Below are 26,814 nucleotides of genomic sequence, written 5' to 3' on the forward strand. Positions count from 1 at the left end.
AAGCGCATGACCCATGTGAAAATACCTTCATATTCTTTGTACCGCATGAACTTTATTTATACCGCAATCGTAATCGTACTTTGTGTTTGGGCAATCTCTATTTCACTTAACAGGATCGCTGATTCAATTTCTCAAGATACCTATCGAGCACAGGCGTTAAAGCAGTTTATGGAATATCGTACACATTCTTCGACACTTGAATTCATTCTTATTGGCTCAGAAGCAGAGATCATCAAATCGAGCGAAGATATTGTTAACAATGAAGGCTGGATTATGTCGTACTCTCTCACATGCTATGCCCGAAACGCTCATGGCGAATATTTTATGTTTGTCTCAAATTATGAAGATAAACCATTCTGCAAACACATAAGTCACGCAAATGCTAAGTTAATTTTAGAGCACAAATATCGAGAGCCAATTTGAGTTGTTTTCAAATTAGAAGATCAATATAAGCCGCAATATATGATCGACTGAGCCGCAAATTATCTCGCGCTAAAATCATTCTTTGCTACGCAAACAATACACAGCTTCGGTCGCGGATGTTTTTCCTTTCATACCGCCTTCTACCTCAGCGGTATGCAAGACCTCAATCGCATAAGCGCCTGCGTAGTGTTGTTCTACTTCCGATCGGGAAATCGAAAATGGTGGTCCGTCAACGACGTTTTGATCGTACTCATAGGTGATTAGTAATTGCGGCGCGTTGTCACTAAGGTCTAACAAATGCTTGGTGTAAGCTTGGCGCATCGTCAGTGGCAAGGCGACTAAGGCTGCGCGATCATAGATTGCATCAATGCGACCTAGGTGTTCTGCCGTAAGCTCAAAAAAATCGCCCACAAAAATACGTAACTGGGTCGTTTGATAGCAGCGCATACCTAGTACATCGCTGATCTCAGGCTGCACGCCAAGGTCTGCAAATAATTCTTGAACCGCGACTTCGCTCAATTCCACACCAACAAGCTGCAATCCAAGCTGCAAGAAGTAACTGACATCTCTAGTCTTACCACACAAGGGCAAGAACACAGTTTGCCCAGCTTGCAAGCCGAGGGTCGGAAAATACGCGGGCAAATACGGATTGATCTGCTCGCGATGAAACCCAATCTCGCGGCGTTGCCATTTGTCGTGCCAAAATTGTGCATCCATATCATCCTCGCTAAGTTTGATTAAGAGAACCCTGTACGCACAGCAAGTTGCGCACGAGTCTCATCGATTGAAGACATTAGCATACAAGTTCAAGTACACTTGAAGTCAAGGATTTTTTTGGAGTAAGACGATGGACATAGCCGAAGTGGTCAAACAAACTAGCATCCCCGCCTCACGTTTGCGTTATTACGAAGAACTCGGTCTAATCACCAGTCACAGTCGCAAAGGTCTGCGACGTCAATACGCGCCCGAGGTTCTTGAGACCATCGGATTTATCATATTGGCTCAGTCTGCCGGCTTTTCGCTGGCGGATATCAAAAATCTATTAGGGCCGGCAACACAAGGAAAACAACAGCTAAAACGCGATATGCTCGCCAACAAAGCAGCAGAAATCGACCGCCAAGTTCGCCAGCTACAAGCTATCGCTAAGAGCCTGCGCCATGCCGCCGTATGCCCAGCAAGCAGTCATTTTGAATGTCCGAGCTTTTTAAAACTTATGCGTAATGCGATGAAGCTTGGTAAAGGAGCACGCTAGGGTCGATTCATAGGAACAATGACAGCACCCAATTGGCTGACTGGCAATGCTATCGGCATCATGGTTTTTACTATTGAATTATTAGTGAATGCTAAAAGGCGAGGCCATATCGTATTAGCATATTTTCAGTCGACAGTTTCGAAGAAATGATGTGCGAAGCTTGTACAGCGATCAAAAAAGTTTTAGTACGCCTGAAATCACATTCTACGAGGTGGTATCTAATCGAAACTTTCCTTCTCCTTTTCTTTGTTGGGTAGCAAGCGACTGGCGGCGGAGTGCACTGGCTGGTCGCAAGAGCTAGTACTTTTATGCTAAAAATTGTGGTGCTGATGCAGGCTTCTTACACTAGCTGTCTTTACAGGCCGATACTTTTGACCGAGATACTTATGTTCTTATTCACTATCAAACCACCACGTGCATTCACTCTATTCGCCCTCGCATTGACAGGATTGAGCTTGAGCGCTTGCCAAACCGTACAAGATCAACGCATACCGCTGCCAGCAGACTTTGAACAACGAGCGGAAATGATCATCATACGCAAGCCCATCGCACAATATAAAGACCAGCACTTCGAACAAAACACGCCGCAATTTTTGGTGCGAGCAATGCATATTTCACGCGAAAAATCTGAACGCAGTGAACAACTTTTTTCAAGTAGCGGAATCAGTGGCTTACAACTAACCGGGGCAGATCGCTTTACCCGCTTTTTGTGGAATGAAGTCTTAGGGATGCGTTCAACGATACGGCAACAGTACAAACTCGCCAGCGAACGTGCATATCGCTTTCAAGTGCTTACCGCGGTAAGCTCTACGCTAATTCCAGAACCAGTCGATGTGCAATGCCAACTCTATCAACTAGATGATGTCGCCCATGTAGAACAACAGAAGCGTGACCGCCAAGGCAGGGATAGAAATACTACTACGACAGAACGCGATCGGCTCTACAGCTTCTTACGCTGCGAGCTGATCTTGCAGGATCAAGTCTGGCAACTCGGTCTTGACGCCGAAGGCAGTCAAGTACCAAGTATAGAATTAGGGCGCCCTATTTCCGAGAGTGCAAACGACTTCTACCTGATCGAACATGAAAAAGGACGCCAATTCTTAGTCGATGGCGAATGGCGCAACTTGCCATTCGCCGTTGCCGCCACATCCGGTCTGCATTTTTACAAAGACAATGCGCATGTAGCAGCGATGTCGTTTGAAGGACAAACACCAAAAATCTGGATAGAAAAAAGCAATGATACAAACGCGAAAAAGATACTCTTCGCAGCCTCTTACGCACTCATGATGTATGACTGGCTCGACCAAGAATGGCGCAGCCCGCTTTGAGTAGATTGTGACATTGTGACTAAGCTCAACTCTCGAACTTCAGGCGGATGCAACGCATCTCCGCATAGTACGTGTCACAGCAAGGCTTTATCATCGCATTGTTCGTATCAATCGCAATACGCCTTTGTAAAATCACACCCACATTTCATGCATTGTCGGTTCACAGAACCAGCATAGTAAGTTCCATTTGCAGTTCTTTTCCCTTGATAGGAAACAGAGGTACCACAATTTGGACATCGAACGCGGAACGCTAAAACATTGCCGATTAAGATCCACCCAAAAAATACGTATGGCATATGATCGCTTGCAGCGAACAAACTACCAATCAACAACCCGACAACGATGACGAAAAGGATTACCGACCAAAACTTTAAACGAACTGACATTTTCATACGCGGTTTGCTTTCTCCAAAGTTGGACATCGACAGCAGCCTCAAAGGTCAATTTTACTTTAAGCTCTACGTGAAGAGCTAGAGCTTGGTAAGCAACATCAAACGCCTAGGAGACCCATGACTCGAATTTCAAGTGCGATGGGAGGTGGGAAAACAGGATGTATCGATCATCTTTCGTATCCATGTCAATCTATTCACATCGGGTAATCCATGTACTTCACGTGCCGTCAAAGGCTATTACATCGCACCGCCAGGCATCAAAAGGTCGTGCTAACAACGCCCCAATCAAAAATAGAAAAGAAGATTAACGCTGATGAGCAATACCGCTTACCGATGTGGCATAGCGGCATCACCTACGATGCTCTAATTCATTATGAAATAGAGCAGCGGTGCGAATGACTAAGACATTCACACCTGCTATTTAACTGCTGTGAAATTAAATACGCCTTACTTACACAAGCGATTAAGGCAACTATCGATTTCAAAACATCACCGACGCTTAAACTCAAGACCCACAAACACCAAACCCGCACCGCCACGTTCTAATTCGAAATGACTCAATCGCCGATCACGATTTTGTTGGAGCGCTCGCTGCTCGTCACGCTCTGCTAATTTTTGCGCAATCAAAAGCTGTGCCAATTTTTTATTCGCATATTGGCTACGCTCGGTTTGTACCTTCACACTGATTCCACTTGCCAAATGCGTGGCACGAATTGCGCTATCGGTCTTGTTGACGTGTTGCCCGCCCGGGCCGCTGGCGCGACATGCTTGGAATTTGATGGTGTCATCAGCGGTGCACTCGTCATTTTGAAACAAGCGCAAACCGATGAACCAATTTTTGCGCGGATATCGTAAGCGATAAGGGCTTTCGCAAATCCACTGTAGGCTGCCCTGCCACTCTTGTATCCATGCGGTTGATGAATTTTCATTTTCACCCTCGAGACTCAACAACAAAGATTTATAATTGGATGCGCGCGCAGCACTAACGCTCTCAATTAACTCTAGACGACAAGCATGGCGCTTCGCCTCAGCTTGCAAGGTTTGCCAAACCTTCGCCACGCCTAGACAACATTCTTCTGGCCCTTGTCCAGCGCTGATTTGTACTAAGATCATACGCAGCACCTTCCTGAAGTTTTATAACTGATCAAAGGCTTGAGCTTGGCAACCACCTTGATTAAACCTGCTTCTTGTAGCGATGTAATCACACTGTCGATAGGTTTATAGGCCTCGGGGGCTTCTTCAAAGATCAAGCCTTTGTCGTGGCATACCACCCGACTATCGAGCGCGGTTCTGCTTAATTGCGCAGCCGTGTAACGTTGCTTGAGACGCGCTTCACATTCGCTACGCATCCACTTTCGCCCAGCGCCATGCGCTAAGGAAAATAGACTCTGGCTTGCCATTTCGCCGCGTACAGCTTGTACTACAAAAGAGTAATCACCACGTGAACCTGGGATCACAATCAAACCCTCGTCCGCAGGCGCGGCGCCTTTTCTGTGCAAGAAGCCACGCACGCCATCGATGCTAACTTCACTCAAGAAATTATGATGAATGTCTAGTACGGTTTCAGCATCCGTCGCCAAATTCGCGCAAATACGCTCAGCGATTAAACGTCGATTACACAACGCAAAATCTAAAGCCTGCTGATGTTGCTGCCAATAGACGATTGCGGCGGTGTTGTCTTCAGCGAGCCCGAGATGCCCAAACTGATCAATATGTTTGCGCAAAATGTGCCCACCCAAACCGCGTGAGCCGCTATGCACCAACAACATCACTTGTTTGCGATCTAATCCATGCGCAGAAAAAATGTCTTGATCAAACACTTCGATGATTTGCTGTAACTCGGCAAAATGATTGCCACCGCCTATCGTACCCAAGCTTTGTTCAAAACCACTATCTTGCAGTTGAAAAAAGCGCACGCGCTCGCGCCAAACATCATTTTGCTCTATCAAAGGAGCATCGATGTTGCCCAAACGTTTCACTAATTTATCTAGCGAGATCTTAGCAATCGAGAGATCGGTTTTTAGCAAGCGCATACCGCAACCGATGTCGCCACCAATCAATGCGGGATAGAAGCGGCCAGTCGAAAAGAAAGCCGCGCCCACAGGATAGCCGCGCCCCGGATGTAAATCCGGCATACCAACCACCCTGTGCATGCCAGGCAGTTTTGCTGTTGTTTGTAATTGTTGGATTGCGCCTCCTTCAATCCATGTTTTTGGTGAGGCGATCACAGAAACATTTTCTGCGATGATTTGTAATGAGGAATTGCCCATTCGGTTTCAACCTGTAAAAGTGCAGGTCGTCGCCAGGACGTGTTGATCGTAAATCTATTTAGCTAAAAATCTGCTGAATCTGACTATTCAGATTGAAGAGGTAAAAGAAATACGCTTAAGCCTGACGCAACCCGCTAATAAAAAAAGCGTGTAGTGGGAACAGGTTGATTGCATTCATGATGAGCTCCTTTTTATCGTTATTATGAGAGAGAGGGAATTGAAGTCGCTGTGGACTTCGGTTTGGATTATAGCAAGCTTTCTTTTTTGAACCAACAGGCGGTTTCATGACTCGACGCTAGCTTATATGCAACCAACACAGTAGTAATAGCAAACCCCAGCTCCGAATACCATGACTTTACGAGTGACGTTTGTTCGTGCTGGGGATTTATGCTGTCTTAGAGCTTAAATTATTGCCGTTTAAAAATTTTCCCAGCAAATGACTACGTACGAACAGGTGATAAGTGAGAAATGCGATGCCCAAGGTCGCGCAGAGTGAAAGGCTGAGCTTCACACCCCAATGCAAGTTCACATCCATTAAGGGAATTTGGATGACAAAGATCAATGGCAAGTGAACGAGGTAGACCCAATACGAGGCATCAGCGATATAACGCAGAGCGCCTCGTGGTTTGTCGAGCCAGCGTTGGCCGAAGATGATGCACACCAGTGTCATCCAATATCCGATGTAAGCTTGTAGTAGCACCAGAACTGCTTGCAGGAGTAGATCTGGTTTTGCCATGCCATTGGTTTGCAGAAGGTAGAGAAACAGCGCGTAGGCTAATAGCGATATCAACAGTAATCGTGGCGCGAACGGGCTGAGCTGTTCTAGCCACTGTCCTTGATGAAACAGACGAAAACCGATCAGGAAATACGTGCCGTAAAAAAGAATCGCCCACCATTGCGGGAAGAAGCTTTCCGGTGCGGGGAAAGGTGCTGGCACATCGAACAGTGCGGGCATCAAAAGCAGCGGTACAAGGCCGACCGTCTTCATTGGTGTCCACGCGCTTAGCGCACGGTCTAATCGAGCGAAATGTTTGTGCAACTCCAGTGTGGATGCCACCCAAACGAGGATGCAAAAACACATCATGTAGGCTAAGAACCAAAGGTGTACCAGTGTCGGTGGTGCGGATGGCGCTTGAGGATTTGCCAGCCAAGGCTTAATCATTTGCAGTAAGGGCGATAAATGCTCTACTTCTGTTATCGCGGTTCGAATCAGCCAGCTCATCGAGAAGTAGACGAGTGGCCAGAACGCTATCAAGGGCAAGACGATGCGCATGAAACGGTTCTTTAGCATGCCACCTATGCCGCGTTTTTGCACTAACAGAGCTGCGAAGAAACCCGCCACCACAAAGAACAAAGGCATGCGAAATAGATGAACAAACCAAGCAAAGGCATCGACGATGAGCGATTGCCCTTTGTCCGCAGTTGGCCAGAATGGATGTGCCAAGACGCTATAGGCGAGAGCCGCATGAAACACCACACCCGTCAACATCGCTAAGGCGCGCAGATTGTCCATGTAGTGTAAACGTGTATGCACTTCTGGCCTCTGCGCCGCAGTGTTCATAGAAAGGAATCCTTGCGACGATACACGGCACGGGCGAAAGCAAGCGCCAACAGCATCACGGTCAATTCCAAAGCAAAAAGACCTAAAGCTTCTGGGCTCAACACGACCTCATTCGATTGAATCTTCTTGCCGATGGCGTCAATGGTGCCGATAAAGACCATAAATGGGCCAACGAAAGTCGAGACCGCAATTTGTACGAAGATGTTCCACCCCTCTGATTCCAACACCAAGGCCGCGCTCAGTGAAATGAAAAAGTTCGTCGCCAAGAAACAGTAAATCAAAAATGACCAAATCAAAATACCGTCGGGCAAAGGCGTGAACAACACTAAGAATGCCGTCCCTGCCAACACAATCGTAAATGGTACGAGATACAGCACCAAGTTGGCGAAGACTTTGCTCCAAAAGAATGTCATCGGCGTCAAAGGCAAGCTCATCATGAAAGACAAAGTATGCTCCCTGCGCTCATTGAGTAGTGAGCTCTGAATCGCAAAGCCACCGACACAAATCAAGAGCACCAGCAAGATCATGCCGCCTGCATAAAATGCCCAGGTCTTTGCCATGCCGATCAGCGTCAAACCAATCAGTAGCCCAATCACATAAGCGGCAAACTGCTTCTGATACATGTGAAACTCTTTGAGTATCAGCCTTTTAATCATATGCCTTGTTTGCTGCGTTTCGCTGGTATTGTTTTGCGTTAGTGTGCTCATGATTTATCTCCCGCGCGAACGCTGGTCACGAATATGTCTTCTAAGTTCATGGGTTCGACTGCCTTCACCGTCAGATTCATTTGTGCCAAACGCGTTTCGAATACATCACCCGCATTGCGCACCTTGAGTTCAATGATGGACCCGTTATTGCGCGCACTGATTACTTCGGGGATGTCTTTCAAGCCATCTTGCCAAGGTCCATGACAAATAATGCGGCGCCAACTCGATAAGAAGCTTTCTTTATCTTCGGATGCCACCAGTTTGCCTTTGTGAATGAAGCTAATGGAATCGGAAAGCTGTTCGACATCGACCGTGTTATGCGATGAGAACAACACACTGCGTGACTCGTCCCGCAATACATCGGCCAAGGCTTCCAGCACTTCTGCCCGCGCGACAGGGTCTAAACCCGTGGTGGGCTCATCGAGTAGCAAGAGCTTAGGGCGGCGTGCCAGGATCAAGAGCAAAGCGGCTTTCACTCGTTGTCCGTGAGAGAAACCACCTAACTTCTGTTGCGACTTCAGATCAAAACGTTTGAGCAATTGCGCAGCGTAGGTTTCATCCCACTCCGGAAAAATCCCTTGGATAAAGTCCATATGCCAACGCAGCGTCTGCGTTTTGTATAAGCGCATGTCCTCAGAGGCATAACCCACATCGCGTTTCGCTGCCACCTGCGCTTCAGGCAAGCGATGGCCACAAACGTCGACTTCACCCGCATCGGCGCGAATCAGGCCCATGAGGATACGCATAATGGTCGATTTACCCGCACCATTGGCGCCCACCAAGCCCATGATTTGCCCCGTGGGCAATTCCAAATCGAGCGGGTGCAGCACAAAGTCAGCGTAGGTTTTTTCCACCGCGCGCAATGAAATAGCGAGATCGGTTGGCAAATTCATTTGATGGTCCTTGTCAAAGAAGTGGTGGTGGTGTTTGCATTCGCTGCTTTGCTAGATGATGAAGCTGCGGCAATTGCGGTCATGGCAGCACTCACATGCTCAGCCACTTCTTTGCCATCCATACCCAATTTGTGTGCAGCACCGACCATGCCCATGAGGTGCGTATCAAACTCTTCCCGCACCAGCTGTTTAGCGAGATCTTGAGTTTCGGCGACGAAGGAACCTTTACCTTGCCGAGTGACGATCACGCCCGCCCGTTCTAGTTCGAGATAGGCACGTTTCACCGTGATCACACTCACGCTACTCGCGCTAGCCAGCTCACGTATCGAGGGCAGAGATTGACCTGGCCGCCAATCACCGGCCATCACCTTGGTCGTGATCTGTTCCATGATCTGTTCGTACATCGGCGTACTGTCGTGATTGGAGAGAAAAAGTTTATCTGTTGTCATTATCTGCAGCCTTGTTGGGGTTCCGTGCCTTGTTGGGGTTCCGTGTCTAACTGAGCATATCAAGTATATACAGATAAATACAGGAGTCAAGTTTTCATTGCAGTTGCTTATTTCCTAGTGCGGAGTTCTGAGTAAGAAACGGGAAATTGAAGTTCGAAGCCAAGAGGGGTGCGGACTTTGTTTTTTGATGTTGGCATCCACATACTCAACACTTAATTTTGTCGCTAGAAATTTCTACACCAACATAACAATATGTCTGCTATGTGTCTATTTTTTGCGATATTTCTCTCTCTTAGAGAGTTATAGGATTAAGATAGAAAGCAATCATTGAGCGAATCCTCATTCAATAATTCAATTAAATCGTGATTAGATTGTTTTTTTTAATTCATCATCAACAATGGACAAGAATAATCAGTCTGGACATGTATGAACCAACAAATGCTCTCGCTGGCGAATTTCACAGAAGATAATCTGCGCGCCATTCTTCAAGCACTTCCCGCACTGATTTGGCTGAAAGATGCCGATGGGGTTTATCTTGTCTGTAACGAGCGTTTTGAACAATTTTTTGGTGCCTTGGAAAAAGACATCATTGGTCATACCGACTATGATTTTGTCAGCAAAGAAATGGCTGATTCATTCCGCGCTAATGATCTGTTAGCCATGCAAAAGGGCGGCCTAAACATTAACGAAGAATGGATTAGCTTTGCCCATGACGGACACCGCGAACTAGTCGAAACTAGCAAAACACCTTTGCACAATTCCGATGGCAAACTCATTGGTATTTTAGGTATTTCGCACGACATCACCAAACGCAAACAGCTAGAAAAATACGAAAAGTTTCGCAGTTCCACCTTGGAATTACTGGCGAAAAATATCCCTTTGCCCAGCGTGTTAGAAGCCATCGTACGCGGGGTTGAGCAGCTACATACCGACATCATGTGTAGCATTTTGTTGCTCGATAAAGAAGGTAAACATCTGGTCGATGGCGTCGCCCCTAGTTTGCCTAGCTTCTACAACCAAGCCATCAATGGCGTCGCCATCGGTGTGGGCGTAGGCTCATGTGGAACTGCGGCATTTTTAGGTCAGCGGGTGGTGGTGGACGATATCGCCAGCCATCCTTATTGGGCGCCGTATGCCGAGCTCGCAGCGCAAGCGGGTTTGGGCTCATGTTGGTCGCAACCAATACTCTCGTCCGAATTGCAAATATTGGGAAGTTTTGCCATCTACCACCGAAAAAAAAATGCACTCGCTGATTTGGATGTCTACATCATTGAACAATCAGCACAACTTGCCAGCATTGCCATCGAGCGCAAACGAATAGAATTGAAAATGCAGCATATGGCCTTCCATGATGCGCTCACTGGTCTGCCGAATCGCAGCTTGCTCGACGATAGGTTAGAACAAACCAAGGCCGCTTGCAGACGTCACCATTGCTTTGCCGCTGTGTTGTTCATCGACCTCGATAATTTCAAACCACTCAATGATGAACATGGTCATAACGCGGGCGATTTACTGCTGCAAGAAGTCGCACAACGCATCAGTCTTTGCGTACGCGAAGTCGATACCGTCGCCCGCTTTGGTGGTGATGAATTTGTGGTGATCTTCAGCGAATTAGAAACTGAGCAGACGCAGGCCGAACAGCTAGCTTGCAACATCGCAGAAAAAATTCGGGCGTCCTTATCCATGCCCTATCAAATCGACATTCCAAACGCACACAAACAAACCAGCGTTCAACACCACTGCACTGCCAGCATCGGCGTCGTCCTGCTACGCCACCTGCACAACAATGACATCGACATCGTCAAATTGGCCGATCAAGCGATGTACCAAGCCAAAGCCAAAGGTCGCGATACGATCTGCTTCCTAGACAGCAATCCCTAAATTCTTGGTTAGCAGAATATCAGCTAACGCCATGCGAAGAACTTCGACATCGCATTCTCCGTCTAATTTATTTACAGATAAATGTTGGGCGCTCGTGGATGAATGTGAAATGTGAAGCCATAGTCTAAGTGCGCCTCTGTGCTTCTACCGCGAAGACTTTGCCTCCACTTCACTTTAGTTGCTGACAAGGCTGCACAAATACGTAAAAATAGGATTTTTCTTCTCCACCTTCATCGTGACTATCACCCGCACCACACGTATTGTAATCGCCGCTTGGCTGTTGTTCTGGGCATTGCTGGTCGTCACGGCGGTGCAAGATTTTGTTCGAGATGGTGGGACAGCGATTTGGCAGCCAGTGCTATGGGAATTGTCGTCGGCGGTATCGGCGACCTTTTTGATGCTGGTGCAATTGCACTTAATGCGCCGGCATGATCATCTACTGGCAAGCCCATGGCTTTGGTTTCGACTGCAATTGATTTGGATACCATTCAACTCACTGTTGTTTGTTCCGATGGCATTTGGTATCCGCCATGGCGTGTATGCGCTGATGGGCGAAACCTATACGCACCAAGCTTGGCCGCAGCTATTCTTATATGAGTCGATCAAAGTAGCGCTGTTCTTTGCCATCTTCATCGTCACACGCTTTGGCGTATTGTCGTTTCAAAAAATGTTGGACGAGAGAGCACGTGCTGAACAGGCCAAGCAGCTATTGAAACAGGCACAGCTGTTCCGACTCACGCAGCAGATGCAGCCACATTTTCTATTCAATGCGCTCAACACCATATCGTCGCTCATGCAAACGGATGTGACACGCGCCGATGCCGTTTTGCAGCAGTTAGCGGATATGTTGCGCGCCAGTCTTGATTTGAGTGAGCAGTATGAAATAACACTCGCTAGCGAACTGCGACTGGCGCGGGCTTATGCGGCCTTAATGACCGAGCGCTTTGTTGATCGGGTAGAAATCGAATGGGACATCGATGAAGCAAGCTTGGCGTGTAAAGTGCCGGTGATGAGCTTGCAACCATTGATTGAAAATGTATTTAAGCACACGGTGGAGTCGCGTCGTCACATGACGCGCATCAAGGTGAGTGCCGCGTTATTACAAGGCCAATTAGTGCTCAGGGTGGAAGACGATAGCGGTAGTTTAGGGCCAAGTGGAAACGGCATTGGCATCGTCAATTTGCGGGCGCGGCTTGAAGCTCTGCATCTTGATCACGCTAGCTTTAGCCTAATGCAATTGTCACCAGCTGGGGTACAAGCAGAAGTGAGTTTGCCATGCGTGTATTGATCGTAGATGACGAGAGGCCTGCACGCGACAAGCTGCGCCGCTTATTGGCACAGGAGTCGGATATTCTCAATATAAGCGAAGCGCGCGATGGCATCGAGGCACTTGATCTGATCGCCGCAGAAACACCCGATGTCGTGTTTCTTGATATTCAAATGCCAGAGGTAAGCGGGATCGAGCTAGCGGCTTCTTTACCCACACCTGCACCACTGATCGTATTCGTCACCGCTTACGACCAATATGCCATTCGTGCTTTTGATACGAATGCGATTGACTATCTGCTTAAGCCCTACGACCAAAGGCGTCTGCTTCGTGCGCTGGAGCGAGTGCGTGAACGCATGTTGGCACAGAAAGTAACCACAGAAAACTCAGCAACCAAAGCAACAAGTTCAAGCCCAGCATCAGGTCTACCAGTCCGCCAGCTTTTAGTGAGTGAACGCGGCAAGACGAGAGTGGTTAAGGTCGAACAGATTCAATGGATAGAAACCGCCGATAATTATGTGATCTTGCACACGCTGGATGCCCACCTACTTCTGCGCCAAACCTTGACCGGATTACTTGAACAGTTAGGCGAGGCTTTCGTGCGCTGCCATCGGCGTGCGGCGGTACAAACCGATTACATCGAAACCGTCGTCGCACTCGAAAAAGGCGATTGCGAACTCGTCTTGCGTGGCGGCGCTCGGGTTCCGTGTAGCCGCCAGTTTCGCGCTTCGGTGATGGAAAAGCTATAAACTCTGTACCGAGTAAATACGCTGATAATCCAACTCGCCCCAGCCATAATCCAATTCGCCCCATCTCGCTAGCGTCTCCATTTATTCGCGATTAGTCTGCATCCTGTTATCACTATCAGGTCGCATACCATGCACACAAATCACCATGACAGCAGCCGCCAGTTCTTTCTGGACTGGGTACGCATTTTCGCTTTTTTTGTTCTTATTTTTTATCACGTGGGGATGTATTACGTCACCTGGGATTGGCACGTGAAGAGTGTCTACGCTAGCAATGCGATTGAGCCCTTGATGAAGCTTTCTGCACCGTGGCGGCTCGGCTTATTGTTCTTGGTGTCGGGTGTCGCATCGAGCTGGATGCTCAATAAACTCAGCGTTGGTGGTTTTATCCGTCAACGCAGTGCGCGACTCTTAATCCCACTCGTCTTCGGCATGTTGGTCGTAACGCCGCCTCAAGCCTTTGTTGAAGCAGTTGAGCAAGTCGGCTATCAGGGAAACTACTTCGATTTTATGAAACTGTATCCACAGGCTTATCACGGTTTTTGCGATAAGGATGGCTGCCTCGATCTTCCGACTTGGAACCATCTGTGGTTTGTACCTTACCTTTGGATTTACTCCTTATTATTGGCTGGAATCGCCCTCAGCCTTGGCAAGCATTTTGAGTCAGTCGGCAATTTCTTAGCTAAACATCTAAACGGTTGGAAGTTGATCGTGTTACCGACACTGCTACTTGCGTTGATCCGTATTTTATTAGCGAATCGGTTTCCGACGACGCACGACTTAGTCAACGATTGGTTTAATCATGCCAATTCATTTAGCTTGTTTTTGCTCGGTGCTTTGTTAGCGCGCCAAACTGAATTCTGGCAACGCTTGGATGCCGCGCGGTGGACTTTGCTTGGCACAGCACTCGCTTGCTGGGCTTTGGTGCTGGTCTTCGACGCTTGGCCTGACGATAGATGGCCAGCCACACCGTTTCCGTTTTGGAGCAAGCTGTTTCACTTGATTTACTCACTATGCCAGTGGAGTGCGATTGGCGCAGCATGTGGCTTCGCGCATAAGCACCTTCAGTTTGATAGCCCGAAACGACGCTATCTAACGCAAGCGGTTTTCCCGCTATATATTTTGCATCAGACTTTCATCGTGGTATTCGCCTATGTACTTAAACCAGCTTCGTTAGCGCCGGGTATTGAAGCGATAGTGTTAATCGTACTAACGATTACGAGCAGCTTTGCGGTATTTGAAATGGTGCGCCGCGTGCCAGTACTACAACCCATGTTTGGCTTGCGTGCGGACAAAGTCTTGGCACTGAAATCGACTACACCTCAGTAATAAAGAACAAACACCACCATGTCGGATAAACAGGCTTCAACATCCACACATTGGGTATTGGAGCCATTTCGACATCTCATTCGATTAGACACAGTTGCTGGGTTTGTTTCAATCAACAGGCGATTGGCTTGAATATTTCAACTATGTGCGCTAATATATTAACAGTATACTTAGTTTATGTGCTCATTGCTTTGCATGAATTTCCTATGTTTTTAGGCGAAAGCAAATATGATGAGTGGATGTCTGTTATTCCGGCTGTGCTGATTTAAAAGTTAAAAGTACGATCGCGATAGCAAAGACAATATGCACTCTAAGATCAACCGATGTTTAGCAAGTTTTGACATGTGATGGGCTTAGAGCCTTAACTTTAGCACTGTGATAGCGCAACCAATAAGCCTCCAGTTTTACAGAACGTGTTTAACTGTTATGACCTATTTGGTGGAATTTATATGTAATGTTTTTAAATGTAGGGCTTACGCAAAATTGCGCTAGCTAGGCGTGTCGCCGAAGACAGTACATTTGTTCGGCGAGGCGACAACAACAACGCTAGCGTCTGTTTTGCGTGAGTCCTAAAATAATAGGGAATATGATGGAAACGAATAGTAAAGATTGGCGATATACGGTGATGCCAGCGGTGTTCACATGGCTAAAAGAGTCAGAATCCGGCACTCTTGAAATTGACTTTGATGAGACAAAAAGACAAGCCGCATTGGTGTTAAAAGCGCACGGTAAGGGCGGCAGCAGATTTGGCGGGTTAGTCGCCTCTGGTACGCTCGGTGAAAACAGCTATCTAACTCCCGAACAACGTCTCGCGTTACTCAAATCCCTATCTGACGTTGCTAAAGAATACGATGTCCCGTTGATCAGTGGCGCCGCAGCAGAAACCAAAGAGCAGCTCGCGACTATCATTGAAGGACTCGCAGCGGTTGGTGTGAATACCGTCATGGTCATGCCGCCAAAAACGAAGGAAGCTCCCTCTGAAGAAGAAATGTATGCCTACTATGCACTTGCAGCAGCCACTGCAAAAAAAGTTGGCGTCACCATCATGCCGTATAACAATCCTGATGCTGCCGGTTATCATGCACTGTCAATCGAACTGCTTAGAAAACTGTCTGCGCTACCTGAAGTCGTCGCTCTTAAAATATCGACGCTCGATGTGTCAATTATCGAAACGCTGATTGTAGAGAACAAAGATTTAAAAGTCTTGGCAGGCGTTGATTCCGTCACGGTGCATGCGGGACTGGCTGGCGCATGCGGCGGCATTACCGGTGTAGGGACAATCTTCCCCAAAGCAAGTATTACGATGCAAGAGCACGTCTTAAAAGGCGAATGGGCTGAGGCAAACAAAATTTCTCAAGCGCTCAATTCCATCTCCTATCTTGATGCGCAGCCTTTGCTGTTGGAATATCTGAAGCTTGCGATGGGCATTCATCATAATGATGTCGAAGGTGGACTGCGTACTTATGGTAAGAAATTGACGCAACAGCAAATTGATGATGTGCGCGCAAGATATCTTCTTGCAAAACAAAGACTGGAACTTCTTGATTTGGTGGACTGATTCTCTCAAATTGAAGATCTACGCAAAATCGCACTACCTAGAGCCGGCCCCGAATGCTTAAATCGGGGGCGTGTCTTTATCTAATTCTGTCTGATTTTATTTTTATTCAATCGATCGTCGTACTGGCGAATGTTTTTTTATCCAAGCTTTGGCATGAATAACAATCATGTCGTTTCGGTCTTCCCATCGTTTGTTTGACGCATCATGAACTGGGTCAAGATCATCGCATGCATAGTAGATTCCATACAGAAGCGCTAATCCATGTGAATCGCATGCGTAAGATTGATCGTTAGGGAAACCATAATTCCAAATTACGCTCTCCATAAGTTGATGTAATCCACTTGCTGGATCAACTTCACCATTGGCAATCGGTATCAAGCAATATTCCGCCAGCACCCTGACAGCATCACTTTCACTAAAAACAGGAATATCGCAGTAGGCTAGCATTTCTAAAAACGTCGGATAGACATCATCATGACTGGGATCTGCATTGCTTAAAATATCCAAGCAATTATCAGAGAAAAATCCCTGATCCATCATGGAGGAAATACTCACTTGCATCGTTTCTGGTAGCAAGCTTCCTAAACTCAATTCAGCTGATTGGCGGCATAAAATTTCTTTGGTGAGCGTCATCGTTGTTTTAGTCATTTTTTAGCACCAACAAATGGGGGCCCATTTGCACCCGTAGTCAAGAAATCGACCAACTATTCGTAATCACGAATCTAAGGCATCGGGCTTCTTCAGAACCTTCTTATCTGCCGCACTCAAACGACGTTCAACTTTTTTCACGTCTTCGCATGCTGGCACGTTGCTTTTCGAATCGGATACCTTTTGACTAACTTAAGTTCGGGGCTCAAATATGATACATTTTTCTTTTTAAAATTCCATTTATTTTATCAATGAAAATCTACACTTCACACATCTACGAGCTAACAGACTGGAACCCTCCAAAAAATGCGGAATTCGTTCCATATCGTGAGGTCTTTCGAAAATCGATTCAAGACGATATGGATATTTGTAAGCTACCCACCTCGAGCGACCACGAAGTGCATATCATTCGATTTTTCAAAAGCATCAAGCAAGCAATGCGAACTATGGCAATCGTGTCTTTTATTGCAGAAGAAGCTTCAACAAAAGAACAAGCTGAAGAGATTATACGGAAACATGCGGGTAGCAAAGCGGGCTCACGTAAATCTGGGCAGATTTGGGTGAACGGTGAATTGGAAGAGATGCGGCTCAAAGCCTCTCAGTTCTTACGGAACAGCAATGCACTCACCGCCAGTTCTTTCGAGAGTCAGAACAACTTGCGGTTCGTTGCTGATGGCTTAGGGTTCGCCATTATCGACACAACGAAAATTTATAACTTTAACGAAGAAGAGTATTTTCAAAGACCCGCGCGGGTATCGAGAGTCTCCTGTCTTGCCCATGCCTACCTTAGTGTCTTAGATGACGTTATCGAAAGGCTGGGTGATGCCGTCAAACAGAACGGAACAAACGCGGAAAAAGAACTCAAACGATGGTCGGAGTTTATGACCGCCTGTTATTTTGCTGAGCCGATTAAACAATCAACGAATGAAGTTGGCCCATTTTTTCGAGCGATTCGCGATCGACAAATGGTCACTCAATTTGCTGTAGAAGTCACAGAACAGCTTCGGTTATTAGCTGAGTTGATTCGAATTGAGCGAAACGAACAACAAGCAACACGAGATAAAAAAATTCAATTTCGCTTAACTTTTGTGAATATTCTTATCGCCGCACTCGCGTTAGTGCAATGCACCCAAGTCACACCAAAGGTTTGGTCAGACTTTTCTCAACAATGGGGCGACAAATTCGCGGGCTCTAATAATGCCAATAAAGTGGAGCAGAAAGACACGAATTCAACAAAAAGGGAAGACTCGAAAAAGCAAACAATAAAACACAAGGAAAAATCCAAAGTGACTGATACGCATTAATAAATCAATGAAAGGGCATCACAAAAAGCCTGGTTAATTGAGGTCAAGCCTTACATTTGACATTCAGCGATCAATCCACACCACGCTCTTTCTGTCTTACAGCTCGACTAACCGTCGCGTAACTTACCCCAAATTGGCTACCTACTTGCTCAAGCGTGTAGTGTCCACTTAAGTATGTCAGTGCCATATTTTCGTTTCGCGTATTTCCCAGATTGGCAAAGTAATCCAATGGCTTCACGGGGGGCTTGTTTTTGTTTTTTGGGGATGTCTGCCAGCATACTCTTGCACAACGGTCTCGCCGATTCAATCTCCCGTCAATTTAGTTACGGTAACAGTCTAAAACTGCTTATCGAACTGTTATTTGGTAAACACCGCCAACGCCTGTCCAAAACTACCGATCGGTGTGGTGGATGGATCATTCGCATCAATAAACGTCAAGTGTTTGAAATTGAGCATTTGAGTAAATAGCGTGATGATTGTGCCCTGATCCAAAAAGGCATCGAGGTGTACTCGTGGCTGTCCATATTCGAGTTCTGTGACATGATTCAAGAAAATCTGGCGATGACTGGGTTCTTGCAGTGTTAGAAAGCTAAATATAAAGACGCCACCGGGTTTGAGTGCGCGATAGCAATCCTTGGCGTACAGAAAGGTTTCTTCAATCTGTAAATGAGTAAACAAGCTCCAAGAATAAATCATATCTTGGCTATCGTTATCGGCGTGGATCGAATAATCGGGGTGAACAAAAAAGCGGAACCCGGGATTACACGAAGTGGCATAGTTGACCAAATCAGGGATGATGTCCGCTCCTCGATATTCGCCATGCCAGCTATGCCGCAGCAGGGCGGAGGCGGTACGGCCAGAACCGCAGGCAAGATCGTAAATAGCTTGCCCGTTTTGCAAACCAAAGCGACACAGGACATGGTATTGTCGGTCACCAAAGTCACGAAAACTCTCCAACGTGGAGGAACCGACCGCCTTGGCCATCGCCAAATCAAGGTTGTCTGGGTGGCCATCAATCAGCGTGCGTACCAGCCGGGTATAGTCCTGAATCGAATGGCTGTTCGGATCAAAGCGCACCAACTTGCGTCCTTCTCTTTTACCATATAATTCGTAATGCTCTAGACCGGAGCGGAAGTAGCCGCGCTCCACGCCAAGTCGCACATCTTCGTTCATAGACAGGTAAATAGTTTCGTTAAAGTTGCTTTCCGTCATCGCAATCGCCTCAGTTATTTGGAAGATAATACATTTAGATTGTCAAAATAGCGTTTATTTCTGAAGTATCCAGCATTAACCAACAATAATAAAACAAGTGGTCGGGACGACCCATATTTTGATTTCTGATGCACTAAAAAAGCCTAATCTCTTGAAGCTGTCACTGGCACCTCCCACCGTTAATGCGAACCAATGCACCGCTGCAATAACCTACAGTATTTTTGGAATAATCTGGGCAAAGAAGAACGAATGAACGGGGTCGGGTCTTCCACTTAACATTCAGCAGTCAATCAACACCACGTTCTTTCTGTCTCACTGCCCGACTAACCGTCGCATAACTTTCCCCAAAATGACTACCTATTTGCTCAAACGTGTAGTGCCCGCTTAAGTAGGCCAGTGCCATATTTTCGTTTCGCGTATTTCCCAAATTGACGAAGTAATCCAATGGTTTGATCGGGGCTTGTTTTTGTTTTTTGGGGATATCTTTGAGTGATTGTTCGGGATCGAGCTTGCATTGCATATCGAGTACAAAATCATCGTCACCGAGATAAATTGGTTCTTCAGGCTCTGCCAAAGAGAAGGCTGTCCTTTGCCCTGCTGTACAAATTCACGATAGCGCTGCTGTGCGATATGCGTGGTCTTGGCAAATCCACACTGAACGCAATCAGTCGTCAGACAAACTTGCGCGGTTTGTTTCAATCAACAGGTGGTAGTGATTGTCCATCAGACAGTAAGCGTGGCAATACCAATCATAGCGATCCACCGCGATTTTCAACAGCGATAAAAACCGCTGGCTATCATCGTCATTCGCATAAATATTCGCGCGTGCATTGCCGCGGGCGGTGACGTGGTACAAGGCACCTGCATACTCTATGCGCAATAGTCTCGCCATCTGCTTAGGTTAGCGCAGTCATATAAGACAAACTTTTGTTTCAAATTTACACGTTTATGTAGTTTTTTTATTTTCTATAATTTAATTAATGGCCATTACCTATAAAATTCGAAAAGCTAAAAAATAAGCAGTCCTATTTCGATTTACAATCATCACTTCAACACACACACAAGAAGTTTATGTCTACGGCAAATATCAATACACAAATGCTCAGCTGGGCGCGTACGCGTTCTGGCATCGCTTTGTCTGATTTTGCTCAAAAGTGTCATGTGGACGAAGATCGTTTATTGGCTTGGGAATCGGGCGAGACTGCGCTAACTTTTAGTCAGGCTATGCACTACGCCGAAAAGGCTTACATCCCTTTTGGCTATTTATTCCTATCTACCCCGCCAGAAGATGAGCTACCTATTCCTGATTTACGCACAATCGATGGTCAAGGCGTACAGCGCCCAAGTGCCGAGCTATTAGATTTGGTCAAATTAATGTTGCAACGTCAGGAATGGTACAAAGACTATTTGAAACAACATTTGTCTGAGGCTAATACTATCGTCGGTCGCTTTAGTGTAAGTGACGGCGTTACAACCATCGTTCAAGATATGCGGAAACACTTAAACATCGGTGAGCATCCTCAACGTGGTAATTGGGAAGATTATTACCGTGACCTTGTGAAACGCATAGAATCCCTAGGGATTTTAGTCATGCGTCAAGCGCATCTAGGTCATTTTACTCGACCACTTAAAGTCGAAGAATTCCGTGGCTTCGCCATCGTAGATGAATTGGCACCGATGATTTTTGTCAATCACGCCGATGCGATGGGCGCACGTTTATTTACTTTGATCCATGAGCTCTGTCACATCTGGATAGGGCAATCTGGATTGTCTGATGGCAGTACGCAAACTCAAAGGCAAGAAGAAATTTTATGTAATGCAGTTGCCGCAGAGTTGCTAGTACCAGAGCAAGAGTTTCGTAGCCTATGGATTGATCAACTAGAAAATTGGCAAGCCAATCTCCCAGCACTCGAAGCGCGTTTCCATGTAAGCACTTGGGTACTCGCGCGACGTGCGTTGACTTTGGGCTTCATCTCTCAAGAAGAATACGGATTTTTTATCAGCGCAAAAGTCAAAGCGCATAAAAATAAAGAAGCTAACGGCCCTTCGTATTACACAATGAAGAAAGCACAAATCAGCACAGCATTCTCCAAGGCAGTGGTGACCGAGGCACTCAGCGGACAGCTTTTATTACGCGAGGCAAGTGCCTTGTTAGGTGGTATCAAACCACACAAAATCGCTCATTTCGCTAAGGAGCTAGGCCTTTGAGATACTTGTTAGACGCCAACACTTATATACAGGCGAAGAACCAATACTACGGTATGGATATTTGTCCCGCATACTGGGATTGGTTAGATCAACAATTTCAATTTGGTGTGGTCGCTAGTATCCACATGATCGCCAAAGAACTCAAAGATGGTAACGACGAATTAGCTAGTTGGGTGAAAGAACGCCCTGCACATTTCTTAGCGAATGACGATGTGGCTACACAATCTGTGTTTGCACATATCGCACAAACCGTAGTAGCAGGCGATTACAACCCTGGGAATCGAGATAACTTTCTAGCGAAAGCTGATCCGTGGATTATTGCAAAAGCAAAAACGATAGGCGCAACTATCGTGACGCACGAAGCTTTTGCAGCCGCTAATACGAAGAAAGTCAAAGTACCAAATATCTGCCAACAATTCGACGTGCCTTGCGTGAATACGTTTCAGTTTCTGCGGGAATTAAAGGCGCGGTTTGTGTTGTCTGTTTAGTTTTTGATTGATGCTGCCCCCTTTGATTGAGAGTCGATTTCTTCACAACATCCTTAGCATTCATGTTTAAAAAATTGCTCAAAATATTGCGCTTACCAATTTCCATTGAAGAACTACGGAACTGCGAAGAATGGATTAACTTCACGGATTACTCCAGTAGTGACCCGTTTTCGATTACACATCGAAACATTCTAAGTATTCCCTCAAACAAAGAAGGTTTCGAGGGATTTCTCTCATTTCAGTGGGCATACGACGACGAGGGTACATTTCGGCTGCCCACAAAAGACGAACAAAAATTGATCAGTGCTGTAAGCAATACTCTCGACGAGAGATTCAAAAAAGATCCCGACTCTTTTCTTCTCCTTCATTTAGCGTCGAATGGTCTTTCACAATGGCTTGTTATGACGAAGAACCCCAGTGCTGTATGGATACAGACAGGAGAAGCGATCAGTGTATCGAAGAAAGTAAACGCATTGCATGATCAATTCTCGCCAGTGTTTCGAACAGAAAAAATGCACGATCCAGAATGGAAAATAGTAAAAGATATGCAGAGAACTCTTAGATCATTCTCGTATAAGAAGATATCTAGCCTTTAGAACCTTCGAGTTATGAATTGGGGTTCAAGCCTTACATTTGACATTCAACAATCAATCAACACCACGCTCTTTCTGTCTCACAGCCCGACTAACCGTCGCGTAACTTACCCCGAAATGAGTACCTACTTGCTCAAGCGTGTAGTGCCCGCTTAAGTAGGCCAGTGCCATATTTTCATTTCGCGTGTTTTCCAAATTCACAAAGTAATCCAATGGTTTGATCGGGGCTTGTTTTTGTTTTTTGGGGATGTCTTTGAGTGATTGTTCGGGATCGAGCTTGCATTGCACATCGAGTACAAAATCGTCGTCACCGAGGTAAATTTGATTCTTCAAGCTCTGCCAAGGAGACGGTTGTCCTTTGCCCTGCTGTACAAATTCACGATAGCGCTGCTGAGCGATATGTTTGGTCTTGGCAAATCCACCCAGAACCCAATCGGTCGTTAAGCACGCAGCACCTTCTGCCATGCCTGCGGTAGCGCGATAACTGCTCCACGGCCAATCTTTAGCGCTTCGAACCATGCCAGCACGTACCGGATTTAAAGCAATATAGCGCGCCAACTCAAGCAGGTAGGATTCTTTCTGCACCAAAATAGCTTTAAATCGCCCCTGAAAAACATGGCCGACGCGTTGATACTGCCGATTGACATACTGGGTATAAGAACCATTAAGCAATTTCATACCGTCAGACAAACTTGCGCGGTTGGTTTCAATCAACAGGTGGTAGTGATTGTCCATCAGACAGTAAGCGTGGCAATACCAATCATAGCGATCCACCGCGATTTTCAACAGCGATAAAAACCGCTGTCGATCATCGTCATTGGCATAAATATTCGCTCGTGCATTCCCGCGGGCGGTGACGTGGTACAAAGCACCTGCATACTCTATGCGTAAGGGTCTCGCCATTTCAATTTCCCGTCGGTTTAATTACGGTAGAGTCTCGGATGGTGAAAGAGGAATGTCAAATGTAAGGCCTGATAATCATCTAGCCGCCTCCCTCCAATAGCGTATGCCGTTGGAGTAAAGTTGAGTTGCGAAACGAAACTTTAACAGGGAGGACGGTATGTTATTTTGCGGCATAGACCTACATTCGAACAATAGCGTTGTCGTTATTTTGGATGAATCAGACAAAGTGATTTACAGCAGAAGGCATCCGAATAATTTCGACGAGATATGCAGTGCGTTGATGCCGTATCAATCGCAACTCGCGGGTGTCGTGGTGGAATCAACTTTTAATTGGTATTGGTTGGTGGATGGCTTGCAAACACAAGGTTTTCAAGTCCACTTGGCCAATACGACCGCCATCAAACAATATGACGGTTTGAAGCATCGGGGAGACGAATCGGACGCACGTCATTTGGCGCACGTGTTTCGTTTAGGGCTATTGCCCACTGGGCATATTATGCCGAAGGAACAGCGTGCAGTTCGTGATTTGGCACGCAAGCGTATGCAATTGGTACAGCAACGTTCAATACATATTTGATCGATTGAAACGCAAATGGATCAACAACGCGGCGCACATTTATCGAGCAATCTCATTAAGAAATTATCGTGCAGCGATATTGATGCGATGGGTCTCGATGCAATGGCGTCAATACCGATGAAAGCGAATTTGAGTCTGATGCAATCGACAGATCAACAAATCGACCTGATTGAGAAAGCACTGGCAAGCCATTGCCAACAGCATCCTGGCTTTCCTTTGCTTAAAAGTGTGGCTGGCATTGGTGATGTACTGGCAACCGTGATTCTGTTGGAAACGGGTTCGATAGAACGATTTAAAGATGTCGGTAACTACGTGTCGTATTGCCGTTGTGTTAGTAGCATGCACACCTCCAACGGCAAGAAGAAAGGCGAAGGTAATACCAAGAATGGCAATCGTTTCTTAGCTTGGGCGTACGTTGAGGCCGCTAATTTTGCGATACGTTACAGCGAAGTGGCGAAGAAATTTTATCAACGTAAAAAAGCCAAACGCAACGGGATTGTGGCGATCAAAGCGGTCGCGCATAAATTAGCAAGAGCCTGTTTTCATATGCTTAAAACAGGTGAGGTATTTTCGGTGGAACGATGTTTCACTTAAGGTTTGGCAAGGCTGCGTGAGCCAGTAATCGGGGTTGGATGACAAACCACTAGGCTTGATTGGACGCGTAGTTTTCGCCATTCATTTGGACTGTCGACGCAAGTCAAATCGAACAGATGGATGTCAAACCATTAGGACTGATTGGACACGTTGCATTTGCCATCACAATAGTTTGTTTAAAATGAGTCGTCTCGCAGTTGCAACTTCGGTGAGCCACAAGGGGTTGGAACCGCAAGGTAGCCACAGATCTGCCCATCAATTGGACACAAAGCGGTACTGAGATGCTTCTGGAGTAGCAATGCGACTTGGGCGAAAAACAGCAACAATATTTTCGCTAGAACCACATGGGTGACTGGTGCGATTCACGCAACCACACATTGAAGCAAAAGGCACGACGGCATTTTGAAACGAATGTGTGATGGCGTGATAAGAAAATTTTTATCGCGGTAATTTGCGAGTATTTGGTTCGACTACTTGACTACCGGGGGCTAATGGGTGACCCCGTGCTCCTCCGAAATTAGAGCTTTTCAATCAAGTGTAGTTCCGTCTTGTACCCCATCATGGTCAGCTGTTCGACAACGCCACGGAGCGCCACTTTGCTAAAGAACGGAATGTTGAGCTTCTTCGTGCGCGCGTTCATTTTCTTCAAGACGCCATACACAATGGTGAAGTCCGATGGGTTGATGTTCGCCACTTTGGGCAACAAATTGACAAAGCCGGAACGAGCATGCTTCGTTTCGCGCTTCCCAGCTTCCCTACGGGCGTCTTTCCGGAATTTACTGTCAAGCCGAAACGATTGCGCCGAAACCAGTCCCTGGTTCCACAGATGACTGAGCGGCGCGGACGCCTCAGAATCTTTAAGGTGGATAAACTGCTGTTGCTTAGAAAAGAAGTCGCAGGGTTCCAAATTCGAGCCATTCGCTCCTGTGGGGGAGACTTTGGTCTGATCCATGCACAGCAGATCGGTATACCTTGGATCGCACAATTCAGAGATCAAAGCGCGTTCATTTTTGGCAGTGGACGACGACAGAAAGGCAGGTTTAAGCACCTCTAAATAGGACTGTTCCACTTCTTGATAGTAGTCGTCGCTGACCCCGAACCACTGCCCATCGAACAATATATAAGTGGTATTATTGTGGATGGTTTCGTAAACAAAACAGTCATACACCTTCATGCTACCAAATGATTTTCTAGGGTCTGTGCTCATCGCACGGACTTCATGAGTACGAATATCCTCGATGTCCTTATTTTTTGCGAAGTTGCCCGTCAGTTCGTGAATATAATCTTCGATTGCCAACGTGGAGAAGCGTTCTTTCTTTTGCGGAAGGTTCGAACCGTAATAGCAGAGTTCCGGCACTTGGTCTGGTCCAAGGAAATCCGGCACTGCCAAATGCAGATCAGAGAGCTTGCCAGCAACTAGGTCGCGCAGTTCAGAAAATAGCGCGGCGTTGAGGTCATCAAGAAGTGCGCCTCTATGCACCGGTTTGATTTGATCAATGAACTTAAAATCTTTCTTGTATTCCGTGGCGTTATAAATATTGAGTAGTTCTGCGCAAAAATGCGGCAAACTAGAGATCGCCATCTTCTTTCGCACTTGCAGCGCATCTTTGCCGGACATTGCCTTTGCGAGCGCAACATCGCTCGGTTTGCCAGACGCAAGACGCAGCAAATCACGATTAGTATCAAGCCCAAATTCTAGCAGATCGCTTTCGCGGCTGGCTTGGGTTCGGCGCTGGATCACCGTGGAGTCAAGGCTGGCGCTATCAAGTCCGCGCAATTTGTCACGTGCGACGCTGTTCAGAACAACGCGAAGACCGAATTGTCGCTCCATACGATCGGTCTCAATGGCGTGATGACCTTGCCCGAAGCATATGGTGAACAGGCGCGTGGCCCCTGTTGATCCCACCTCGATTAGCAATACGGCGGACGAGTGCTGGCCGCTCAGCTTAGCTTTAAGGCCGGGAGCACCAGATTCGAGGAAGTTAGCCCAATCGGGTGGCTCTGCATTTGGTGTCTCGTAGAATAACAAACCGTAATTGCAATCATGTTCTACCAACCGATGTTCGGCTTTCAGGGCGTCAGCTGACTTGACGCCAGGATTCATGAGACGAATCGACAGGTCTACGGTAGTTTCAAGATTGGCGTTGGACGAGGTTGCCTTTTTTCTGGTGGATACTGAGGTCGGCATCGCTTCCTTCTTATGAAATTTTAATGGTAGGATGAATTGGTCA

The 26,814-nt window shown here is 46.6% G+C and carries 24 protein-coding genes and 1 pseudogene; 12 read left to right on the plus strand and 13 right to left on the minus strand.

Annotation, left to right across the window (positions count from 1 at the left end; translation table 11 throughout):
• Positions 1-498: 498 nt before the first annotated feature.
• Positions 499-1,140: a thiopurine S-methyltransferase gene (gene tmpT, locus IE103_RS06655; RefSeq protein WP_189345268.1), complete on the minus strand. Its 642-nt coding sequence runs from the start codon at positions 1,138-1,140 to the stop codon at positions 499-501.
• Positions 1,141-1,270: 130 nt separating this feature from the next.
• Between tmpT and IE103_RS06660 the strand changes: the two genes are divergently transcribed.
• Together IE103_RS06660 and IE103_RS06665 are read left to right on the plus strand one after the other, a co-directional pair.
• Entirely contained in the window at positions 1,271-1,675 is a 405-nt protein-coding gene (locus tag IE103_RS06660) for a helix-turn-helix domain-containing protein (RefSeq protein ID WP_189345269.1), read from the plus strand.
• 386 nt (positions 1,676-2,061) lie between these two features.
• On the plus strand, positions 2,062-3,003 hold the full coding sequence (locus tag IE103_RS06665; protein WP_189345270.1) for a hypothetical protein: 942 nt from the start codon (positions 2,062-2,064) through the stop codon (positions 3,001-3,003).
• 881 nt (positions 3,004-3,884) lie between these two features.
• Here the strand turns inward: IE103_RS06665 and prfH are convergent.
• The 6 genes from prfH to IE103_RS06695 all read right to left on the minus strand — a co-directional run bounded on the left by prfH (position 3,885) and on the right by IE103_RS06695 (position 9,275).
• Entirely contained in the window at positions 3,885-4,508 is a 624-nt protein-coding gene (prfH, locus tag IE103_RS06670) for a peptide chain release factor H (protein WP_189345271.1), read from the minus strand.
• Positions 4,505-5,665, minus strand: a complete 1,161-nt coding sequence (locus tag IE103_RS06675) for an RNA ligase RtcB family protein (protein ID WP_189345272.1) — start codon at positions 5,663-5,665, stop codon at positions 4,505-4,507. The genes prfH and IE103_RS06675 overlap by 4 nt, the downstream gene beginning before the upstream one ends.
• Positions 5,666-6,050: 385 nt before the next feature.
• Entirely contained in the window at positions 6,051-7,226 is a 1,176-nt protein-coding gene (locus tag IE103_RS06680; protein ID WP_189345273.1) for an acyltransferase family protein, read from the minus strand.
• Complete coding sequence (locus IE103_RS06685; protein ID WP_189345274.1) at positions 7,223-7,933, minus strand: ABC transporter permease; 711 nt, start codon at positions 7,931-7,933, stop codon at positions 7,223-7,225. The genes IE103_RS06680 and IE103_RS06685 overlap by 4 nt, the downstream gene beginning before the upstream one ends.
• The gene (locus IE103_RS06690) at positions 7,930-8,826 is read right to left on the minus strand and encodes an ABC transporter ATP-binding protein (RefSeq protein ID WP_189345275.1); all 897 of its coding nucleotides are present in this window, start codon (positions 8,824-8,826) and stop codon (positions 7,930-7,932) included. Before IE103_RS06690 ends, IE103_RS06685 begins: the two co-directional genes overlap by 4 nt.
• Entirely contained in the window at positions 8,823-9,275 is a 453-nt protein-coding gene (locus IE103_RS06695) for a GntR family transcriptional regulator (RefSeq protein WP_229827149.1), read from the minus strand. The genes IE103_RS06690 and IE103_RS06695 overlap by 4 nt, the downstream gene beginning before the upstream one ends.
• Positions 9,276-9,701: 426 nt before the next feature.
• Between IE103_RS06695 and IE103_RS06700 the strand changes: the two genes are divergently transcribed.
• From IE103_RS06700 to IE103_RS06720, 5 genes are all read left to right on the plus strand, one after another.
• Complete coding sequence (locus IE103_RS06700; protein ID WP_189345276.1) at positions 9,702-11,156, plus strand: sensor domain-containing protein; 1,455 nt, start codon at positions 9,702-9,704, stop codon at positions 11,154-11,156.
• A gap of 235 nt (positions 11,157-11,391) precedes the next feature.
• Positions 11,392-12,444, plus strand: a complete 1,053-nt coding sequence (locus IE103_RS06705; RefSeq protein ID WP_229827150.1) for a sensor histidine kinase — start codon at positions 11,392-11,394, stop codon at positions 12,442-12,444.
• On the plus strand, positions 12,432-13,172 hold the full coding sequence (locus tag IE103_RS06710) for a LytR/AlgR family response regulator transcription factor (protein WP_189345277.1): 741 nt from the start codon (positions 12,432-12,434) through the stop codon (positions 13,170-13,172). Before IE103_RS06705 ends, IE103_RS06710 begins: the two co-directional genes overlap by 13 nt.
• Before the next feature lie 129 nt (positions 13,173-13,301).
• Complete coding sequence (locus IE103_RS06715; RefSeq protein ID WP_189345278.1) at positions 13,302-14,498, plus strand: acyltransferase family protein; 1,197 nt, start codon at positions 13,302-13,304, stop codon at positions 14,496-14,498.
• A gap of 586 nt (positions 14,499-15,084) precedes the next feature.
• Complete coding sequence (locus tag IE103_RS06720; protein WP_229827151.1) at positions 15,085-16,056, plus strand: dihydrodipicolinate synthase family protein; 972 nt, start codon at positions 15,085-15,087, stop codon at positions 16,054-16,056.
• Positions 16,057-16,158: 102 nt separating this feature from the next.
• On the opposite strand, the gene IE103_RS06725 is transcribed toward IE103_RS06720, so the two are convergent.
• Positions 16,159-16,704, minus strand: a complete 546-nt coding sequence (locus tag IE103_RS06725; protein ID WP_189345279.1) for a hypothetical protein — start codon at positions 16,702-16,704, stop codon at positions 16,159-16,161.
• Positions 16,705-16,955: 251 nt separating this feature from the next.
• On the opposite strand from IE103_RS06725, the gene IE103_RS06730 reads away from it, so the two are divergent.
• Positions 16,956-18,008 carry a hypothetical protein gene (locus IE103_RS06730; protein WP_189345280.1) on the plus strand — a complete coding sequence of 351 codons (1,053 nt, stop codon included), beginning with the start codon at positions 16,956-16,958 and terminating at the stop codon, positions 18,006-18,008.
• Positions 18,009-18,365: 357 nt separating this feature from the next.
• On the opposite strand, the gene IE103_RS06735 is transcribed toward IE103_RS06730, so the two are convergent.
• The 3 genes from IE103_RS06735 to IE103_RS06745 all read right to left on the minus strand — a co-directional run bounded on the left by IE103_RS06735 (position 18,366) and on the right by IE103_RS06745 (position 20,112).
• Entirely contained in the window at positions 18,366-19,220 is an 855-nt protein-coding gene (locus tag IE103_RS06735) for a class I SAM-dependent methyltransferase (RefSeq protein WP_189345281.1), read from the minus strand.
• 286 nt (positions 19,221-19,506) lie between these two features.
• Positions 19,507-19,794, minus strand: a complete 288-nt coding sequence (locus tag IE103_RS06740; protein WP_189345282.1) for a helix-turn-helix domain-containing protein — start codon at positions 19,792-19,794, stop codon at positions 19,507-19,509.
• A 90-nt stretch (positions 19,795-19,884) separates the two neighbouring features.
• On the minus strand, positions 19,885-20,112 hold the full coding sequence (locus IE103_RS06745) for a transposase (RefSeq protein WP_189345283.1): 228 nt from the start codon (positions 20,110-20,112) through the stop codon (positions 19,885-19,887).
• A gap of 179 nt (positions 20,113-20,291) precedes the next feature.
• On the opposite strand from IE103_RS06745, the gene IE103_RS06750 reads away from it, so the two are divergent.
• The 3 genes from IE103_RS06750 to IE103_RS18655 all read left to right on the plus strand — a co-directional run bounded on the left by IE103_RS06750 (position 20,292) and on the right by IE103_RS18655 (position 22,512).
• The gene (locus IE103_RS06750) at positions 20,292-21,428 is read left to right on the plus strand and encodes an ImmA/IrrE family metallo-endopeptidase (RefSeq protein WP_189345284.1); all 1,137 of its coding nucleotides are present in this window, start codon (positions 20,292-20,294) and stop codon (positions 21,426-21,428) included.
• Positions 21,425-21,916 (plus strand): DUF4411 family protein, encoded by a 492-nt coding sequence (locus IE103_RS06755; RefSeq protein WP_189345285.1) that lies wholly within the window; start codon positions 21,425-21,427, stop codon positions 21,914-21,916. Before IE103_RS06750 ends, IE103_RS06755 begins: the two co-directional genes overlap by 4 nt.
• A 62-nt stretch (positions 21,917-21,978) precedes the next feature.
• Complete coding sequence (locus IE103_RS18655; protein ID WP_189345286.1) at positions 21,979-22,512, plus strand: DUF695 domain-containing protein; 534 nt, start codon at positions 21,979-21,981, stop codon at positions 22,510-22,512.
• 51 nt (positions 22,513-22,563) lie between these two features.
• Here IE103_RS18655 and IE103_RS06765 read toward each other — a convergent pair whose 3' ends face one another.
• Positions 22,564-23,412 carry an REP-associated tyrosine transposase gene (locus IE103_RS06765; RefSeq protein ID WP_189345287.1) on the minus strand — a complete coding sequence of 283 codons (849 nt, stop codon included), beginning with the start codon at positions 23,410-23,412 and terminating at the stop codon, positions 22,564-22,566.
• A 157-nt stretch (positions 23,413-23,569) separates the two neighbouring features.
• On the opposite strand from IE103_RS06765, the pseudogene IE103_RS18685 reads away from it, so the two are divergent.
• Positions 23,570-24,583 (plus strand): annotated as a pseudogene (locus tag IE103_RS18685) (IS110 family RNA-guided transposase).
• A gap of 517 nt (positions 24,584-25,100) precedes the next feature.
• On the opposite strand, the gene IE103_RS06775 reads toward IE103_RS18685, so the two are convergent.
• A complete protein-coding gene (locus IE103_RS06775) occupies positions 25,101-26,771 on the minus strand; it encodes a DUF6119 family protein (protein WP_189345288.1) in 1,671 nt (556 codons plus the stop codon).
• Between the last annotated feature and the right edge of the window lie 43 nt (positions 26,772-26,814).

This window comes from Affinundibacterium macrobrachii, assembly GCF_014652415.1.
Lineage (GTDB): Bacteria > Pseudomonadota > Gammaproteobacteria > Burkholderiales > Burkholderiaceae_D > Undibacterium > Undibacterium macrobrachii.

Excerpts from the sequence above, each read along its gene's own strand:
- tmpT (WP_189345268.1), bottom strand. The coding sequence starts at position 1,140 with ATGGATGCACAATTTTGGCACGACAAATGGCAACGCCGCGAGATTGGG.
- IE103_RS06660 (WP_189345269.1), top strand. The coding sequence starts at position 1,271 with ATGGACATAGCCGAAGTGGTCAAACAAACTAGCATCCCCGCCTCACGT.
- IE103_RS06665 (WP_189345270.1), top strand. The coding sequence starts at position 2,062 with ATGTTCTTATTCACTATCAAACCACCACGTGCATTCACTCTATTCGCC.
- prfH (WP_189345271.1), bottom strand. The coding sequence starts at position 4,508 with ATGATCTTAGTACAAATCAGCGCTGGACAAGGGCCAGAAGAATGTTGT.
- IE103_RS06675 (WP_189345272.1), bottom strand. The coding sequence starts at position 5,665 with ATGGGCAATTCCTCATTACAAATCATCGCAGAAAATGTTTCTGTGATC.
- IE103_RS06680 (WP_189345273.1), bottom strand. The coding sequence starts at position 7,226 with ATGAACACTGCGGCGCAGAGGCCAGAAGTGCATACACGTTTACACTAC.
- IE103_RS06685 (WP_189345274.1), bottom strand. The coding sequence starts at position 7,933 with ATGAGCACACTAACGCAAAACAATACCAGCGAAACGCAGCAAACAAGG.
- IE103_RS06690 (WP_189345275.1), bottom strand. The coding sequence starts at position 8,826 with ATGAATTTGCCAACCGATCTCGCTATTTCATTGCGCGCGGTGGAAAAA.
- IE103_RS06695 (WP_229827149.1), bottom strand. The coding sequence starts at position 9,275 with ATGACAACAGATAAACTTTTTCTCTCCAATCACGACAGTACGCCGATG.
- IE103_RS06700 (WP_189345276.1), top strand. The coding sequence starts at position 9,702 with ATGAACCAACAAATGCTCTCGCTGGCGAATTTCACAGAAGATAATCTG.
- IE103_RS06710 (WP_189345277.1), top strand. The coding sequence starts at position 12,432 with ATGCGTGTATTGATCGTAGATGACGAGAGGCCTGCACGCGACAAGCTG.
- IE103_RS06715 (WP_189345278.1), top strand. The coding sequence starts at position 13,302 with ATGCACACAAATCACCATGACAGCAGCCGCCAGTTCTTTCTGGACTGG.
- IE103_RS06720 (WP_229827151.1), top strand. The coding sequence starts at position 15,085 with ATGATGGAAACGAATAGTAAAGATTGGCGATATACGGTGATGCCAGCG.
- IE103_RS06725 (WP_189345279.1), bottom strand. The coding sequence starts at position 16,704 with ATGACTAAAACAACGATGACGCTCACCAAAGAAATTTTATGCCGCCAA.
- IE103_RS06730 (WP_189345280.1), top strand. The coding sequence starts at position 16,956 with ATGAAAATCTACACTTCACACATCTACGAGCTAACAGACTGGAACCCT.
- IE103_RS06735 (WP_189345281.1), bottom strand. The coding sequence starts at position 19,220 with ATGACGGAAAGCAACTTTAACGAAACTATTTACCTGTCTATGAACGAA.
- IE103_RS06745 (WP_189345283.1), bottom strand. The coding sequence starts at position 20,112 with ATGGCGAGACTATTGCGCATAGAGTATGCAGGTGCCTTGTACCACGTC.
- IE103_RS06750 (WP_189345284.1), top strand. The coding sequence starts at position 20,292 with ATGTCTACGGCAAATATCAATACACAAATGCTCAGCTGGGCGCGTACG.
- IE103_RS18655 (WP_189345286.1), top strand. The coding sequence starts at position 21,979 with ATGTTTAAAAAATTGCTCAAAATATTGCGCTTACCAATTTCCATTGAA.
- IE103_RS06765 (WP_189345287.1), bottom strand. The coding sequence starts at position 23,412 with ATGGCGAGACCCTTACGCATAGAGTATGCAGGTGCTTTGTACCACGTC.
- IE103_RS06775 (WP_189345288.1), bottom strand. The coding sequence starts at position 26,771 with ATGCCGACCTCAGTATCCACCAGAAAAAAGGCAACCTCGTCCAACGCC.